General features: G+C 72.6%; 12 protein-coding genes. 6 read left to right on the forward strand and 6 right to left on the reverse strand.

All coding sequences use genetic code 11. The annotated features are described in order from the left end of the window. Positions 1 to 94: 94 nt before the first annotated feature. Positions 95 to 2,011 (forward strand): DUF2264 domain-containing protein, encoded by a 1,917-nt coding sequence (locus OHA58_RS04530; RefSeq protein WP_405476667.1) that lies wholly within the window; start codon positions 95 to 97, stop codon positions 2,009 to 2,011. Between the two features lie 5 nt (positions 2,012 to 2,016). Here the strand turns inward: OHA58_RS04530 and OHA58_RS04535 are convergent, their stop codons facing one another. The 4 genes from OHA58_RS04535 to OHA58_RS04550 form a co-directional block, all read right to left on the reverse strand. Continuing rightward, positions 2,017 to 2,610 (reverse strand): GTP-binding protein, encoded by a 594-nt coding sequence (locus tag OHA58_RS04535; RefSeq protein ID WP_405476670.1) that lies wholly within the window; start codon positions 2,608 to 2,610, stop codon positions 2,017 to 2,019. Further along, entirely contained in the window at positions 2,588 to 2,959 is a 372-nt protein-coding gene (locus OHA58_RS04540; protein ID WP_266675527.1) for a DUF742 domain-containing protein, read from the reverse strand. The genes OHA58_RS04535 and OHA58_RS04540 overlap by 23 nt, the downstream gene beginning before the upstream one ends. Before the next feature lie 2 nt (positions 2,960 to 2,961). Next, a complete protein-coding gene (locus tag OHA58_RS04545) occupies positions 2,962 to 3,396 on the reverse strand; it encodes a roadblock/LC7 domain-containing protein (RefSeq protein WP_340459920.1) in 435 nt (144 codons plus the stop codon). Between the two features lie 114 nt (positions 3,397 to 3,510). Next, entirely contained in the window at positions 3,511 to 5,544 is a 2,034-nt protein-coding gene (locus OHA58_RS04550) for an ATP-binding protein (protein WP_405476673.1), read from the reverse strand. Between the two features lie 343 nt (positions 5,545 to 5,887). On the opposite strand from OHA58_RS04550, the gene OHA58_RS04555 reads away from it, so the two are divergent. Then, entirely contained in the window at positions 5,888 to 6,667 is a 780-nt protein-coding gene (locus tag OHA58_RS04555) for an aminoglycoside phosphotransferase family protein (RefSeq protein ID WP_405476676.1), read from the forward strand. 245 nt (positions 6,668 to 6,912) lie between these two features. On the opposite strand, the gene OHA58_RS04560 is transcribed toward OHA58_RS04555, so the two are convergent. Continuing rightward, positions 6,913 to 8,127 carry an MBL fold metallo-hydrolase gene (locus OHA58_RS04560; RefSeq protein ID WP_405476677.1) on the reverse strand — a complete coding sequence of 405 codons (1,215 nt, stop codon included), beginning with the start codon at positions 8,125 to 8,127 and terminating at the stop codon, positions 6,913 to 6,915. A gap of 363 nt (positions 8,128 to 8,490) precedes the next feature. On the opposite strand from OHA58_RS04560, the gene OHA58_RS04565 reads away from it, so the two are divergent. The 4 genes from OHA58_RS04565 to OHA58_RS04580 are packed head-to-tail and all read left to right on the forward strand — an operon-like array spanning position 8,491 to position 14,628. Then, positions 8,491 to 9,648, forward strand: a complete 1,158-nt coding sequence (locus OHA58_RS04565; protein ID WP_405476679.1) for an acyl-CoA dehydrogenase family protein — start codon at positions 8,491 to 8,493, stop codon at positions 9,646 to 9,648. Positions 9,649 to 9,659: 11 nt separating this feature from the next. Further along, entirely contained in the window at positions 9,660 to 11,273 is a 1,614-nt protein-coding gene (locus OHA58_RS04570) for a 5-guanidino-2-oxopentanoate decarboxylase (protein ID WP_405476681.1), read from the forward strand. Then, positions 11,270 to 12,457, forward strand: a complete 1,188-nt coding sequence (locus OHA58_RS04575; RefSeq protein ID WP_405476683.1) for a Glu/Leu/Phe/Val dehydrogenase dimerization domain-containing protein — start codon at positions 11,270 to 11,272, stop codon at positions 12,455 to 12,457. The genes OHA58_RS04570 and OHA58_RS04575 overlap by 4 nt, the downstream gene beginning before the upstream one ends. Further along, the gene (locus tag OHA58_RS04580; RefSeq protein ID WP_405476685.1) at positions 12,454 to 14,628 is read left to right on the forward strand and encodes an acetate--CoA ligase family protein; all 2,175 of its coding nucleotides are present in this window, start codon (positions 12,454 to 12,456) and stop codon (positions 14,626 to 14,628) included. The genes OHA58_RS04575 and OHA58_RS04580 overlap by 4 nt, the downstream gene beginning before the upstream one ends. On the opposite strand, the gene OHA58_RS04585 is transcribed toward OHA58_RS04580, so the two are convergent. After that, positions 14,569 to 15,387, reverse strand: a complete 819-nt coding sequence (locus OHA58_RS04585) for a helix-turn-helix domain-containing protein (RefSeq protein WP_405484763.1) — start codon at positions 15,385 to 15,387, stop codon at positions 14,569 to 14,571. The two genes, OHA58_RS04580 and OHA58_RS04585, sit on opposite strands and share 60 nt — an antisense overlap. Between the last annotated feature and the right edge of the window lie 2 nt (positions 15,388 to 15,389).

Raw genomic sequence — 15,389 nt, forward strand, 5'->3', positions numbered from 1 at the left:
TCATGTCCGTCAATTCCGACCGTCGACGTCCGTCCCGGGCGCGCATAGGGTCACCCCCGGCCCGCCACTTCCGATCAAGGAGCGACACGCCCCCATGCCCGCACCGCACCTCTCGCTGCCGCCCACCGACCGTGTCCTGTCCCCGCTCACGGGCTGGACGCGGGCCCACTGGGAGGCGCTCGCCGACCGGCAGTTGGAGGCGCTCGTCCCGTACGCGACGCCTGGGTTCGCGCAGTACCGGCTGCCGGGGCGGGCCAGCTGGTCGGGCGTCGTGTCGGACGGGCTCGAGGGGTTCGCTCGGTCATTCCTGCTGGCCTCCTTCCGTATAGCGGGCGCCGGCGGGGACGTGGATCCCCGACTCGTAGAACGCTACGCGGAGGGTCTGACAACCGGCACCGACCGCGGCCGCGGCACGGGCCTCGACGGCGAGGCGTGGCCCGAACTCACCGACTGCTCCCAGCAGATGGTGGAGGCCGCGTCCATCGCGATCGGGCTGCACGAGACCCGCCCCTGGATCTGGGACAAGCTCGACTCCCGGGTCCAGGAGCGGATCGTGGACTGGTTCTCCGGCTTCGTCGGCGGCCGCACCTGGGACAACAACTGGCGTCTGTTCCAGGTGGTTTCGGAGCAGTTCCTGGCCTCGGTCGGGGCTCCGTACAGCCAGGACGACATCGACGGCGGCCTGGACCGTATCGAGGACTGGTATGTCGGCGACGGCTGGTACACCGACGGCGACGGCCGCAACTTCGACTACTACATCGGCTGGGCCATGCATCTGTACCCGCTGCTGTGGGCGCGGATGGCGGGCCCGGACGGCGACGGCGGCCGCGCGAAGGTCTACCGGGAGCGCCTGTCTCAGTTCCTCACCACTTACCCGCACTTCTTCGGCGGTGACGGCGCACCCGTGCACCAGGGCCGCTCACTGACGTACCGTTTCGCCGCCACCGCGCCCGTGTGGATGGGCGCTCTCGCGGACTGCACCCCGCTGGAGCCGGGGCTCACCCGGCGCCTCGCGTCGGGCACGGCGCGGCACTTCGTGGAGCGCAGCGTCCCCGACGAGCGGGGCCTGCTGCCGCTCGGCTGGTACGGGACGTTCCTGCCGACGACGCAGCCCTACTCGGGCCCCGCCTCGCCGTACTGGGCGAGCAAGGGGTTCCTCGGACTGCTGCTGCCCGCCGACCATCCGGTGTGGACCGATCGCGAGGCGCAACTGCCCGTCGAGAAGGCCGAGCGGGCCATCCAGTACACCGCGCTGCCCGCGCCCGGCTGGCTGCTGCACGGCACGCCCCACGACGGGATCGTGCGGCTGATCAACCACGGCAGCGACCACAACCCGCTCGAAGGTCCCGCCACGGACGATCCGCACTACGCGAAGCTCGCCTACTCCACGGCAACGGCGCCCGAGTCGGCGCCGCACGCCTGGCAGCGGACCGTCGACAATCATGTGGCGCTCGTCGCGGGGGACGGCACCCCGTCGCGCCGGCGCCGGATCCACCCGGTCTCCTGCGAGGGGCGCGTCGCCTCGTCCCGTCATGACGCCCAACTGCCGGGATTCGACGAGGAGTTCCCGATCGAGTCGACGACCGTGCTGCACGGGCCGTGGGAGATCCGCGTGCACCGGGTGCAGGCTCCCGCGGGCGTGACGGTGCGCGAGGGCGGCTACGCGGTCGCCGACGAGACCAGCGTCCACGCCGAGCGGGGCCCGGGCTGGGCGCTGACGCGCACGGAGTCCGGGGTGACCAGCGCGGTGGTGGCACTGCACGGCTGGGACGAGGAGTCCGGTATCGCACGGGAGGTCGAGGCCAACGCCTACGGCCCGCACTCGGCGACGCCGTACCTCCGCTCGACCGGCCACCCGGGAGGTCCGAGCGTCCATGTCACGCTCGCGGTCCTGACGCGCGACGTCGTGCATCCGCAGGCCCTGCGCGAGTCGATCTCATGCGTGGCGGCCCCCGGGGACGGCGGGCAGGTGCGGATCACGTTCCCCGACGGCGGGACGGTCACCGTCTGACGCCGTCATGTGCGGGCCCCGTACGTCTGGGCGGGGGCGTGGGCGAGCAGATGCCTGACGAGGGTGAGAAGGGTCTGGATGCCCGAGCTGGAGATCCGGGCGTCGCACCGCACGACGGGCACTTGCGGGTCGAGGTCGATGGCCGCCCGCACCTCGTCGGGGTCGTAACGGTAGGCGCCGTCGAACTCGTTGACGGCCACGATGAACCCCATGCCGCGCTCCTCGAAGAAGTCGACGGCCGCGAAGCAGTCCTCGAGACGGCGGGTGTCCGCGAGGATCACCGCGCCGAGCGCCCCCTCGGAAAGCTCGTCCCACATGAACCAGAAGCGCTCCTGCCCGGGCGTGCCGAACAGATACAGCACATGGTCCGGGTCCAGGGTGATCCGCCCGAAGTCCATCGCGACCGTGGTCTCGACCTTGTTCTCGATGCCTTCGAGGTCGTCGGTCTCGGCGCTGACCGTGGTGAGCAGCTCCTCCGTGCTCAGCGGGGCGATCTCGCTGACCGCGCCGACGAAGGTCGTCTTGCCGACACCGAAGCCACCCGCGACCAGGATCTTCAGCGCGGTGGGGAAGGCGTCAGAGCTGTCGTCGTAGTCCATCGAGCACTGCCTCCAGTAGGGACCGGTCAGTGGGGTTGTCGTGGAACGTGGGGGGCTTGGTGGTGATCGCCCCGCAGTCGACGAGGTCGGACAGCAGGACCTTCGTGACGGCGGCGGGGAGTTTCAGATGGGCCGCGATCTCCGCGACCGATGTGGGGTGGGCACACAGTTTGAGCGCCTCGCCGTGTTCGGGCCCCAGGTAGCCGAGCGGGGTGGCCCCGGTCGCCATCACCAGCGACAGGAGATCCAGCGAAGTGGTCGGCTGCGTCCGCCCGTTGCTCACCGTGTACGGGCGGACGAGGCGGCCGGCCGCTGCGTCGAGCCACGGCCCGTCCTGCGGGGCCGTCATGCTCAGTTCCTCATCGCCGTGGGTTCGGCCGCGTGCTGGCGGGGTGCGGTCATCAGGTACGGGCGCACGCTCTTGACCAGCATGGCCATCTCGTAGCCGAGCACCGCGGCGTCGGCCTCACGCCCGGCGAGCACGGCGAGGCACGTGCCGGAGCCCGCGGTGGAGACGAACAGCAGGGTGGAGTCCAGCTCGACGACGACCTGCCGGACCTCGCCCCCGTCCCCGAAACGGACGCCCGCGCTACGGCCTAGGGAGTACAGGCCCGACGCCAGGGCCGCCATGTGGTCGGCGCTGTCGGCGTCGAGGCCGTGGACGGACTTGACCAGCCCGTCGGACGAGAGGAGGACGGCGCTGCGGGCGTGCGGCACACGCTGGACGAGGCCGCTCATCAGCCAGTCGAGATCGGACACATGACCCGTCGGCACATCGCTCGCCATAGGGGATCGACTCCTTGGTGGACTGCTGGGGGTGCGTTGACTGTGGGAAGTGCGGGACTGCTTGCGGCACTTGGCGGGCGCACGGTGGGTGGGCGCACAGGTGGCGGGCGAACGTCATCCGGCCGTATCGCTCCCGTCGTGCCGTGCGTCCGGTTCGTAGGCGGCGAGCGACCCGGTGGCGGGGCCGCCGGTCGGCTCGGGACCGGCCTGAGGCAGGTCGCGCACCCCGAGGGTCGGATCCCGCGCCTCGGCCGCCTCCGCGAGCCCGATGCCGCGCTGGAACGCCGCCATCAGACCCGGGTCGTGGAGTACGGGCGCCTCGTTCTCGGGGCGCTCCTGCCGCTGCGCCGGGCCGCCCCTCAGCTGCGGCGCGAGGTGTTCCTGGACGCGCCGTCTGGGGAGTTGGGGCCGCCCCATGGTGCCGCGCACAGCGCCGTTGACGGGGGTCGGCGGGACGGGCGTGTGCTCCCCGGTGGCCTTCCGGTCCTCGGCACGGATGCCGGGCAGCGCGTCGGCGGGTGTCCGTCGCTCGTCCCTGGCGGTACGCAACGGGAGGGGCGGCGCGACGCCGTTCGCCCCGGAATGCCTGCCGTCGGAGGCACCGCCCTGAGGCTGCCGCGGGACGACGGCCATGCCGGCGTGCGGGGTCTCGCGGGGCGGCGGGGGTTGATGGGGTGCCTCGTACGGCTGGGGGTCGAACGGGTGGAGGTCGGGCTGAGGGGGACGGTGGAGCTGGTTCTGGGGCTGGGGCTGTGGCTGTGGCTGCGGTGGCCGGCGGTGGGGCTGTGGCTGAGGCTGCTGTTCGAGCTGGTGTTGCCGTTCCTGCTGGTTCTGGTGTTGCGAGAGTCGCCGTTCATGCGCCTGGTGCCGCTGGTGCATGGTCTGCGCGCTGTCGTCCGTCGCGTCCGCGGCGCTCCGTGGCATCGGCGCGGGCTCGTTCTCGTCGCCGCCGAGCAGGCTCTGCGGCACGACGAGGACCGCCTGCACACCACCGTAGATATTGCTCTGGAGCCGGACCGTGATGCCGTGTCTGCGGGCGAGCTGCGAGACGACGAAGAGGCCGATGCGCCCGTCCTGGAGGAGGCTCGCGACGTTGACCTGGTCCGGGTCGGCGAGCAGCGTGTTCATCTTGTTCTGCTCGGTGACGGGCATTCCGAGGCCGCGGTCCTCGACCTCGATGGCGAGACCGGACGTGACGGTGTTGGCGCGGAGCAGGACTTGGGTGTGCGGTGCCGAGAACACGGTGGCGTTCTCGACGAGTTCGGCGAGCAGGTGGATGCAGTCGGCGACGGCGTGCCCGCGCAGGGTCCCGTCGACCGGCGGGACGAGCTTGACCCGTGAATACTGCTCGACCTCCGCTATGGCCGACCGCATGACCTCGGTCATGGAGACCGGGCGGCTCCACTGGCGCCGGGACACGGCGCCGCCGAGCACGGCCAGGTTCTCGGCGTGCCTGCGGATCCGGGTGGCGAGGTGGTCGACGTGGAACAGACCCTTGAGCAGGTCGGGGTCCTCGACGTCGTTCTCGAGTTCGTCGAGGATCGAGATCTCGCGGTGGACGAGGGACTGCAGGCGCCGGGCCAGATTGACGAAGACCTCGACCTTCTGTTCGCTGCCCGCGTGGCTGGACAGCTGGGACGCCTGGACGACGGCGCTGACAGCCACGTCCTGGGCGCGCGTCATGTCCGCGGCCAGCAGGTCGAACTCGTCGGCGTCCGGGGCGGCCGCGGGAGGCTGCCTGCGGGGCGGCAGCCCCTCACCCTTACGCAACTGCTCCACGAGACCGCGCAGTTCACCCTGCCCGCGCGCACTCGCACGGCGCAGGACACCGACCCGTTCGCGTACGGTCCTGGCCGCCCGGTCGGCAGCCACGGCGGCGATCACGATGCCGGCCAGGGTGACGAGGCATGCTCCGGCGAGGACGGCCCACAGGGCGAGCCCGGGGCGGGCGCCTGTGGAGCGGATGGTGAAGAGAACGGCCGCGCTGGCGCTCAGGGCGACGGCGAGCGGGGGCAGTACGGCTAGGCGCAGAAGCTGGGGCCGTATGTGGGTCTCGGGCTGCGGGGGGACGGACCGGCCGCCCGGCCTGCCGTGCCGACCGCCCTCTCGGCGGTCTGCGCGGGGGGCCGGTGGGCGAAGGTGAGACATTCGGCGTCCTCGTACGTGGGGGCTCCTGCGGGTCGGCGCGAGGCGGGCAGGCGGCATCGCGCTCCCGGCCGGGAGCGGGTGGGAATGCCGCCGCTGCGTCGCTCAGCGAGCACACACGGTAGTCGGGGACGGCTCACATGCGGTGGGCAGTTGCCAAAGTCCGGCGGCCCAGGTCCCGCTCTGGTATGAGGCTTCGTACGACAGACCGATAACAGTTCTGGACGCCCGACCGGTCATGGGTACGGGTGTTCCATCGTCGGAGAGACGTCGCAGCGGAGGCGGAGCCTGTCGGGAGCAGCCGTCGGACTGATGCGGGCGCCGGCCTGTCGATACGCTCTCCATCGTGATTGAGGACGGCGGAACAGACCAGGGCACCGTGACGACGGTTCAGCGGGTGGGCGACACCATCCGGCGCCCTCCCGGCCGTTGGACCCCGCTGGTGCACGCGTTGCTCGCCCACCTCGAGGCGGCCGGATTCCACGGCGCTCCACGGGTACTGGGCTTCGACGAGGACGGCCGCGAGGTGCTGTCCTTGTTGCACGGCGAGCCGGGGTTGAACCCGTGGGGGCCGGCCCTCCAAGGCGCGGAGGGTCTGCGGAAGTTGGGGCGGTGGGCCCGCGACTACCACGAGGCCGTTCGCGGCTTCCGGCCGCCGCAGGACGCCGAGTGGTTCGCGCCGGACGCGCGGTGGCGCCCGGGCCAGATCGTGCGCCACGGCGATCTGGGGATGTGGAACTCCATCTGGAGCGGCGATCGACTGGCCGGGTTCATCGACTGGGACTTCGCCGAACCCGGCGAGCCCGTCGACGATCTGGCCCAACTCGCCTGGTACGCGGTGCCGCTGCGTGACGCCGGAGTGCAGGCTCGCTGCGGCTTCCCGGACGGCGCTCCGGTGCACGAGCGGTTCCTCGGACTCTGCGAGGCCTATGGCGGCGGCATCGGGCCGGACGCGGTGCTGGCGGCGCTGGACCGCATGCAGGTGCGCGAGGCGGCCCGCATCCGCGAGCAGGGTGGGCGCGGCCGGGCCCCGTGGGACCTGATGCTGCGGCGCGGCGACGCCGAGGAGATCGACGCGGAACGCCAATGGCTGGCCCTCAACAAGGCCGTTCTGCTGGGCGGGTGAACGCCATCGCCGGTACGACGCCCCCCGAACCCGGCAGCAGTGGCCCGCCCCTGCCGTTCCGCCCACTGGACGATCCGACCGGCACGCCAGCGCCGGCCCGCTGATGAAGACTGCAGGCGCCGTCGAACGCCGCCTGCAGGCCAGGGCCGCACAGCCCCTGCCCACTTACGGCCGGGCCGCCTGAACTGGGCCGCGGCACACCCCGCCAGTGAACGCGTAGTTCGTGAACTGCGGCTGACGCCGCCTCACACCGCCGGTACGGCCTCCTGCTCGCCGGAGCCGGCCCCTGCGCCCTTCCCGGCTGCCGCGCCGGCGTCCGGCCGGTCCGCCGGCTCCGCCTCGGGCCGGCCTTCCGCGGGCTGCGTGGCGACGCCGCGCCACCACGGCTGGACGGGAAGCGTCTCGGCCGTGGGTTCGAAGGGCTCGCCCGGGCACGGGAGCGCGACCTTGGCCCCGGCCCGCTGTCCCGCCGCGAGCGTGCCCTCGCCGGGCTCGGACCACGGGTGCGGCGCCAGATTGAACGTGCCCCAGTGGATCGGCAGCATGGGCCCGCCGCCGGGCCCTCCCTGGAGGTCGAGGTGGGCGCGCATGCCCTCCTCGGGACGCATGTGGATGTCGGGCCAGAAGTCGCTGTACGCGCCGATCTGGATCATCGTCGCGTCGAACGGCCCGTGCTCCGCGCCGATGTCCTTGAAGCCGGGGAAATAGCCGGTGTCACCACTGTGGTAGACGCGGTGCTCGGGACCGGCGACGACCCAGGACGCCCACAGGGTGTGCTGCTCGTTGCGCAGGCCGCGGCCGCAGAAGTGGCGCGCGGGAGTAGCCGTCAGGGTCAGCCCCGCCACCTTCGTCGACTCGTTCCAGTCGAGCTCGCGGAGGCGGTCCGCGGGGACGCCCCAGTGCTCCAGGTGCGCGCCGACGCCGAGCGGCACCGCGAACACCGTGTCCGAGTCGGCCAGCGCCCGGATCGTGGGCAGGTCCAGGTGGTCGTAGTGGTCATGGGAGATCACCACGACGTCCACCGGGCCGAGCGCGGCGAGCGGCAGCGGTACGGGGTGCAGCCGCTTGGGGCCCGCGAAGGAGAACGGGGAGCAGCGCTCACCCCAGACGGGGTCGAGCAGCACGCGGCGGCCGTCGATCTCGGCGAGGACGCTGGAGTGCCCCATCCAGGTGAGTCGCAGGCCGCTCGCCGGGGGCTTGGCGAGGTCGGCGAGGGTCGTGGAGTGCACGGGGACGGTGCCCGTGGGCGCCCGGCGGACGCGCCCCTCCTTGGCGAAGAAGACCTTCGCGAACTCGATCATGGAACCCGCGGGCCTGGTGCGTGCGCCCACCGGGTTCTGGAAGCTGCCGTCCGCGAAGTTCGGCGACCTCCGGATCCGCTCGAGTCGCTCTCCCGCCGGGTCCGCGCCGAAAGCGGCAGGCCGCAGCGGGCGGAGCCCGGAGCTCAGGGAACGTGACACAGCGCCTCCCGGTGGATCGATCAGGCTGTCCCGATCAGGGATTCCATTATGGGCGGCCCCGCAGACAGTGCCCGATCCGGGACCTGGACGCACAGGGAATTCCAAGGCACGCCCCGGTTACGTGGCGCCGACGTCACTCGGCGTCACGGCCGGCAACCGGCTCGTGCCCCGTTCGGGCCTCCCCGCGCCGAGCGGGCGGAAGCCTCTTCGCAGAGCGCCAGAAAACTGATCCATCATTCAGTAGCCGTTGCGTTGACATCGGTCTTCACGGCCTCGGATACTGACTGGCGATTCAGTAATCGGGTCAGTGATCCGCGCCGGTCGTGACCCCCTCGTCGGTATCCGTCAGTTTCTGGAGGCACCGTGTCAGAGCTCCCCATCGAGCTGGTCCCCCTCACCCCGGAGCAGCGGGACATCGTGGACCTCACGAGGACGTTCGCGCGTGAGGAGATCCGCCCGCGCGGGCGCGCCGTGGACGAGGCGGACGTGGAGACGCCCTGGGATCTGTGGCGCGCGGCCGCGAAGGTCGGCATCACCGGATTCATGCTGCCCGAGGAGTACGGGGGCGGCGGGTTCACCGACGTGTTCACGCAGGTCCTCGTCCAGGAGGAGCTGTGCGTCGGTGACCTGGGCATCGGCAACCTCCTGTGCTCGAACGGCTTCTTCGCCGACCCGGTCATGGAGCTGGGCACCGAGGAGCAGAAGCGCGCGTGGCTGACGCCGCTGGCCGGGCCCGACACCCCGATGACCTCGCTGGCGACGACCGAGCCGGGCTCCGGCTCCGACGCCGCGTCGATCGTGACGACCGCGACGCGCACGGCGGGCGGCTACCTCCTGAACGGCCAGAAGGCGTGGATCTCGAACGCGGGCGAGGCCGAGCAGTACGTCGTCTTCGCCAAGACCGACCCGTCGCAGCGCTCGCGCGGTGTCACGGCGTTCCTGCTGCGCAAGGGCGCGGAGGGGCTCACGTTCGGTGAGCCGATGCGCAAGATGGGCCAGCGCGCGATCGTGTGCCGCGAGGTGTTCTTCACCGACGTGTTCGTGCCCGACGCCGACCGTCTCGGCGACGAGGGGCAGGGCTTCGCCGGCCTCATGCGGACGTTCGACATCTCGCGCGCCGTTCTGGGCGCGGCGGCCACGGGTGTGGCGCGGGCCGCGTACGAGTACGCCCGTGACTACGCACGCACGCGCGCGCAGTTCGGCAAGCCGATCATCGAGCACCAGGCCGTGGCGTTCCGCCTCGCGGACATGCGGACGCGGATCGAGCAGTCCCGTCTGATGACGTGGCGTGCCGCGCGGCGTCTGGACGCCGGACTCGACGCGACCGCCGAGGCGGCCATGGCCAAGCTGACCGCGTCGGAGACGGCGGCGTACTGCACCTGGGCGGCCGTGCAGACGCTCGGCGGCTGGGGCTACTCGCGGGAGTTCCCGGTCGAGCAGTGGATGCGGGACGCCAAGCTGGAGGAGATCGAGGAAGGCACCTCCGACATCATGCGCCTGGTCATATCGAGGTCGCTGTGACCGAGGAGACGGTGACTGAGCAGATGCGGACGTCGACCGGCGGCGAGGCGCTCGTCAGGGCACTCGCCGCCCATGGGGTCTCCACCGCGTTCGGCATTCCGGGGACCCACAACCTGGAGATCTACCGGCACTTGGCGGCGTACGGCATCACGCACGTCGCCCCGCGTCACGAGCAGGGCGCCGGGTACGCGGCCGACGCCTACGCGCGCGTGACGGGCGATCCCGGGGTGGCGATCACGACGACGGGGCCCGCTCTCCTGAACATCGCGGCCGCGGTCGGGCAGGCATACTCGGACAGCGTGCCGCTTCTCGTGGTGTCGCCTGGCATGCCGCTGCGCCACCCGCGCCAGTCGACGGGTCTGCTGCACGAGATGCGCAGCCAGACGGAGGCGCTGCGGAACGTGGCGGCGTTCAGCCATCGGGTGTCCTCGGTGGAGGAGATCGGGGCGGCTGTGGCGCGCGCGTTCAGCCTGTTCCGTACGGAGAGGCCGCGGCCCGTGCACATCGAGGTGCCGCTCGACCTGCTCGAGGCGACGGAGCACGCCGGGCCGGTACGGCGCGCTCCCCTGTCGGCGCCCCGTACGGCGGACGGTCCGTCGCTCGACGCGGCGGTCGCCCTCCTCGCCGGCGCGGTGCGCCCCGGCCTGGTCCTGGGCGGTGGCGCGCGCGGTGCGGCCGAGCAATGCCGGTCACTGGCCGAGCAGTTGGGCGCTCCGGTGGCGACGACCGCGAACGGCAAGGGCATCGTCGACGAACGGCATGCACTGTCCCTCGGCGTGTCCCTGCACAGCCCCTCCGTACAGAAGTGGCTGGCCGACTGCGACGTCGTGCTCGCCGTCGGGACGGAGCTCGCCGAGTCGGACCTGTGGTCCGCGCCCCCTGCGCTCGGCGGCAGGCTGATCCGTGTCGACGTCGATCCGGCGCAGATGTACGCGGGCCTCCCTGCGGACGTCGCTCTGGTGGGCGACGCGCAGGCCACGATGCAGGCGCTGAAGGAGCGGCTCGCCAAGGTGCCGGGCCCCGCGTCCACGGACGCGGCCACGCGGACCACGGCCGCCGTGCGCGCCGCCCGCGACGACGAGACACGCGCGCGTGACGCTCGTTGGGTGCCGTATCTCGAAGCCATCAGGAGCGTCCTCGCTGCCGATGCCGTGGTGACCTCCGACAGCGCCCAGTGCTGCTACTACGGCGCGCTCCCGCACCTCCCCGTCGGCCCGGAGGGGCGCTATCTGCACCCGACCGGGTTCGGCACGCTCGGCTACGCGCTGCCCGCCGCGATCGGCGCGAAGACCGCCTGCCCCGACCGGCAGGTGATCGCGATCAGCGGGGACGGCGGGATCCAGTTCTCCGTGCAGGAGCTGGCCACGGCCGCGCAGCTCCAACTGCCGCTGCCCGTTGTCGTGTTCGACAACGGCGGCTACGGCGAGATCCGCGACGAGATGGCCGCGCGCGGCGACACACCGGCCGCCGTCGACCACGCGCGCGTGGACCTCGCCGGCCTCTCGCGGGCCTTCGGCGGCAGGGGTGCCCCCGCGCACTCCCCCGGCGAACTCGCGGCGCTCCTGACCCGCGCCCTGGCCACCCCCGGACCCACCCTGATCACCGTCCCCGAGGAGACCGCATGACCGCGCCCGCCACCCCCCTGATGTCGCTCACCTGGACCGACCACGTCACCGGCAGGCACGGCTACCTCGTCGTCGACCGGCTCGTGCGCGGCGTGTCCAGCGGCGGGCTCCGGATGCGTCAGGGCTGCACCCTCGACGAGGTCGCGGGCCTCGCGCGCGGGATGACGATGAAGGAGGCCCTGCACTACAACCCGCAGGGCCGCTACATCCCGCTGGGCGGCGCCAAGGGCGGCATCGACTGCGACCCGCAGGACCCGGAGGCGTACGGCGTCCTCGTGCGCTATCTGCGCGCCATGCGGCCCTACATCGAGTCCTTCTGGACGACCGGCGAGGACCTGGGGCTCACCCAGGACCTCGTCGACAGGGCGGCCGAGGAGGCCGGGCTCGTCTCGTCCATCCAGGCCGTCTACCCGCTGCTCGACGACGAGGCGGCCGCGCGCCGGCGCCTCGCCGACGCCTTCGCGGTCGACGTCGACGGCATCGGCCTCGACGAGCTCGTCGGCGGCTGCGGGGTCGCCGAGTCGGTGCTCGCGGCCCTGGACCGCGCGGGCGTCCCGTACGAGGGCACCCGGGTGTCCGTGCAGGGCCTGGGCACCATGGGCGGGGCAACCGCCCGGTTCCTGGCGCGCGCGGGTCTGCGGGTCGTGGCCGTCGCGGACGTCAAGGGCACCGTCGCCAACCCCGAAGGCCTGGACGTGGACGCGCTCCTCGCCGCCCGTGACGCCTACGGGACGGTGGACCGTTCGGCGCTGCGCGAGGGTGACCGTGAACTGCCGGGCGACGCCTGGCTGTCGGCCGAAGCGGAGGTCCTCGTGCCCGCCGCCGTGTCGTACGCGGTGGACGCGGCGAACCAGGAACAGATCACGGCGCGCTGGATCGTCGAGGCCGCCAACATGCCCGTGCTGCCCGAGGCGGAGGAGCTGCTCGCGCGGCGCGGCATCACCGTCCTGCCCGACGTCGTCGTCAACTCCGGTACGAACGCCTGGTGGTGGTGGACCCTGTTCGGGGACATCGAGGCCAACGCGGACGAGGCGTTCGCCTACACGCGGCGCTCCATGCGCGCGCTGATCGACCAGATGCTGGCGCGGGCCGAGGCGGACGGGACGACGCCGCGTGCCGCCGCGCACGCGATCGTCGCCGACCGTCTTCCGGTGATCGCGGAGCGGTTCGGGTGGTACAGGTGACGCCCCCGCCGGACGCCAGTGTGCACGCGCGTGTGGGCCTCGACGCGCTCTTCGACCCTCGGTCGGTCGCCGTGGTCGGGGCGTCCGACAACCCGGAGAAGTGGGGCTACTGGCTGGCGTCGGGGGCCCTGTCGGGCCGCGACCGCCGGGCCGTCCACCTCGTCAACCACCGCGGGGGCGCCCTGGACGGTGAACCGTTCCTGCCGGATCTCGCGTCGCTGCCCGTGCCGCCCGAGCACGTCGTCGTCGCCGTGCCGCCCCGCCATGTGCGGCCCGTGGTCACGGATGGTCTCGCGGCGGGCGCCCGGTGTTTCACCGTGATCACGTCGGGCGGCGCCACCGCCGAGGAGGAGCGGGCGCTCGCCGAGCTCGTCACCGCCCGGGGAGCGCGGCTGCTCGGCCCGAACTGCATGGGCGTGGTGGACACGACGAGCGAACTGCGGCTCAGCTGGGGCGAGTTCCCCTCGGGCGGCCTCGGTCTCGTGTCCCAGAGCGGGAATCTCGCCCTGGAGATCGGCCGACTCCTCGCACGCTCCGGGCAGGGCTTCTCCCGGTTCGTGTCGCTGGGCAACCAGCGGGACATCGACGCGGCGGACGCCCTGGAGTCGCTGATCGCACACGGCCCCACGAGAGCGCTCGCCGCGTACATCGAGGACTTCCGCGACGGCCGGCGGCTCGCACAGGTCCTGGCGGCCGCGCACGCCGCCGGGAAGCCCGTCCTGCTCCTGACCGTGGGGCGCAGCGCCGCGTCCGGGCGCGCCGCCGCGTCCCACACCGGCGCCCTGGTGAGCGCGCGCGCCACCGTGGAGGCGGTGTGCCGCGACGCCGGCGCCCTGCTGCTCGACACGGCGGGCGAACTGGTCGACACGGCGGTGTACTTGCTGGCGCAGGGTGTACGCGACCGGAGTGCGGGGCACGGGGCAGCCGGCCCGTCGCCTCACCTGCGCAGCGTCGCCGTGGTCGGGGACAGCGGCGGCCAAGGCGCCCTCGCCGCCGATGCGTTCGCCGCACAGGGCCTCGACGTGCCCGCCTTCGCGGAGGGCACGCGCGAGGCGGTGGCTAAGCAGCTGCCGAGTGGGGCCGGGTGCGGCAACCCGGTCGACCTGGCGGGCGCGGGTGAGGCCGATCTCGGCAACTACGCGCGCGTGGCGGGCACCCTGCTGCACTCGGGAGACACCGACGCCGTCGTCCTCACGGGCTACTTCGGCGACTACGCGACCGCCAACCCGGCCCAGGCGGAGCGCGAATGCGAGGTCGCACACGCCCTCGCGGACGCCGCCGTCGCATCCGGGCGCGCCCTCGTGGTGCACACAATGGCCCGTGACACCCCCGCCCTGACGGTTCTGCGGCAGCGCGGTGTGCCCGTCTACGAGCGCATCGAGCAGGCCGCGACCGCCGTCGCCGCGGCGGCCCGCCTCACGGACCCTGCGCTCACCCGCGAGGATCCGCCGGCACCGGCGACGTACAGGCTGGCGGACGGCGGTTACGAGAGCGTGCGGGAGCTGCTCGCCTCCTATCAACTCGCCTTCCCGGCAGCCGAGTTCGTGACCGACGCGGACGGAGCCGTGGAGGCGGCGGAGCACCGGACGGGGTATCCGCTCGTCCTCAAGGCGATGGGGCTCGCGCACAAGACCGAGGCGGGCGGGGTCGCCCTGTCGATCGCCGACGCCAACGCCTTGCGGACCGCGTTCGCCCGTATGAAGGCGGCTACGGGTGCGGACCGCTACGCCGTGGAGGCGATGGCCACACCGCCGTACGGACACGAACTGATCGTCGGTGTACGGCGCGACCCGTCGTTCGGGCCCGTCGTCATGGTCGGCATCGGAGGGGTGACCGCCGAACTGCTCTCCGACACGGCGCTGGCCCTCGCACCCCTCACACCCGCACGCGCGCGTGCCCTGCTCCTTCGGCTGCGGCACGCGCCGTTGCTGACGGGCTGGCGCGGCGCGCCCGGAGCGCATCTGGACGCGGCGGCCGCCGCCGTGTGCGCGGTCGCACGAGCCGCCGTCGACCATCCGGAGCTGACCGAACTGGAGGTCAATCCCCTGCTCGTGCACCCGGGCGGCGCGATCGCGCTGGACGCGCACGGGGTGCTCGACCAGGCCGGCACCTCACCGGCGCCCGCCCATTGCGTCGGCAAGGAGGGCGGCGGTCTCCTGGTCGAGCGGTAGGAACGCCTCCAGTTTCAACTCGGCAAGCGTGACATCGACCGCCGTCCCGAAGTGGGTGAGCGTGCTCAAAAGGCGCAGCTCGCCGCGCTCCGTACGCAACCGCAGCGGGACGGCGAAGCCGAGGTAGTCCGGACCGGCCTGTCGAGGCCGGTCCGGCACCATGTCCTCCAGTTCGGCGACCAGCTCCGTGAGAGCTCGGTTGGAATTGCGGACGGACTCGTCGCGCAGTCCGTCGATGACGTGCCAGGCCCACTCGTCCAGGTTCACGATCCGCGGCCCGAGGCCGCGCGGATGCAGCAGCACGCGCGCGATGTTCACCGGCGCCGAGAGCAGCGCCGGATCGACCCCTTCGGTCAGCGCGTCGAAGGCCTCGTTGCGCGAGACGAGATCCCCGCACCGGTCGATGATGACCGCCGGATACGGCAGATGCGCCTCCATGACGCGCTCCAGGGCCGTACGGACGGCGGACAGCTGCGGCCCCCCGAAACGCGACTCCGAGTACGCGGGTGCGTAACCCGCCGCAAGGAGAAGGGCGTTGCGCTCCCGCAGCGGCACCTTCAGCGCCTCCGCCAGGCGTACGACCATGGCGCGACCCGGCACCGAGCGGCCACTCTCCACGAAGCTGACATGCCGCTGCGTGGTCCCCGCCCGCGTGGACAACTCCAGCTGGCTGACGCGCCGCCGCACCCGCCACTCACGCAACGCCTCACCGAGCCCGCGCGGCGCCGCCCTGCCCGAAGGCCCTGCCCCTGTCCCCACCT

It is taken from the genome of Streptomyces sp. NBC_00009, from assembly GCF_045040855.1.
GTDB lineage: Bacteria > Actinomycetota > Actinomycetes > Streptomycetales > Streptomycetaceae > Streptomyces > Streptomyces aureus.

Excerpts from the sequence above, each read along its gene's own strand:
- OHA58_RS04530 (WP_405476667.1), top strand. The coding sequence starts at position 95 with ATGCCCGCACCGCACCTCTCGCTGCCGCCCACCGACCGTGTCCTGTCC.
- OHA58_RS04535 (WP_405476670.1), bottom strand. The coding sequence starts at position 2,610 with ATGGACTACGACGACAGCTCTGACGCCTTCCCCACCGCGCTGAAGATC.
- OHA58_RS04540 (WP_266675527.1), bottom strand. The coding sequence starts at position 2,959 with ATGACGGCCCCGCAGGACGGGCCGTGGCTCGACGCAGCGGCCGGCCGC.
- OHA58_RS04545 (WP_340459920.1), bottom strand. The coding sequence starts at position 3,396 with ATGGCGAGCGATGTGCCGACGGGTCATGTGTCCGATCTCGACTGGCTG.
- OHA58_RS04550 (WP_405476673.1), bottom strand. The coding sequence starts at position 5,544 with ATGTCTCACCTTCGCCCACCGGCCCCCCGCGCAGACCGCCGAGAGGGC.
- OHA58_RS04575 (WP_405476683.1), top strand. The coding sequence starts at position 11,270 with ATGACCGCGCCCGCCACCCCCCTGATGTCGCTCACCTGGACCGACCAC.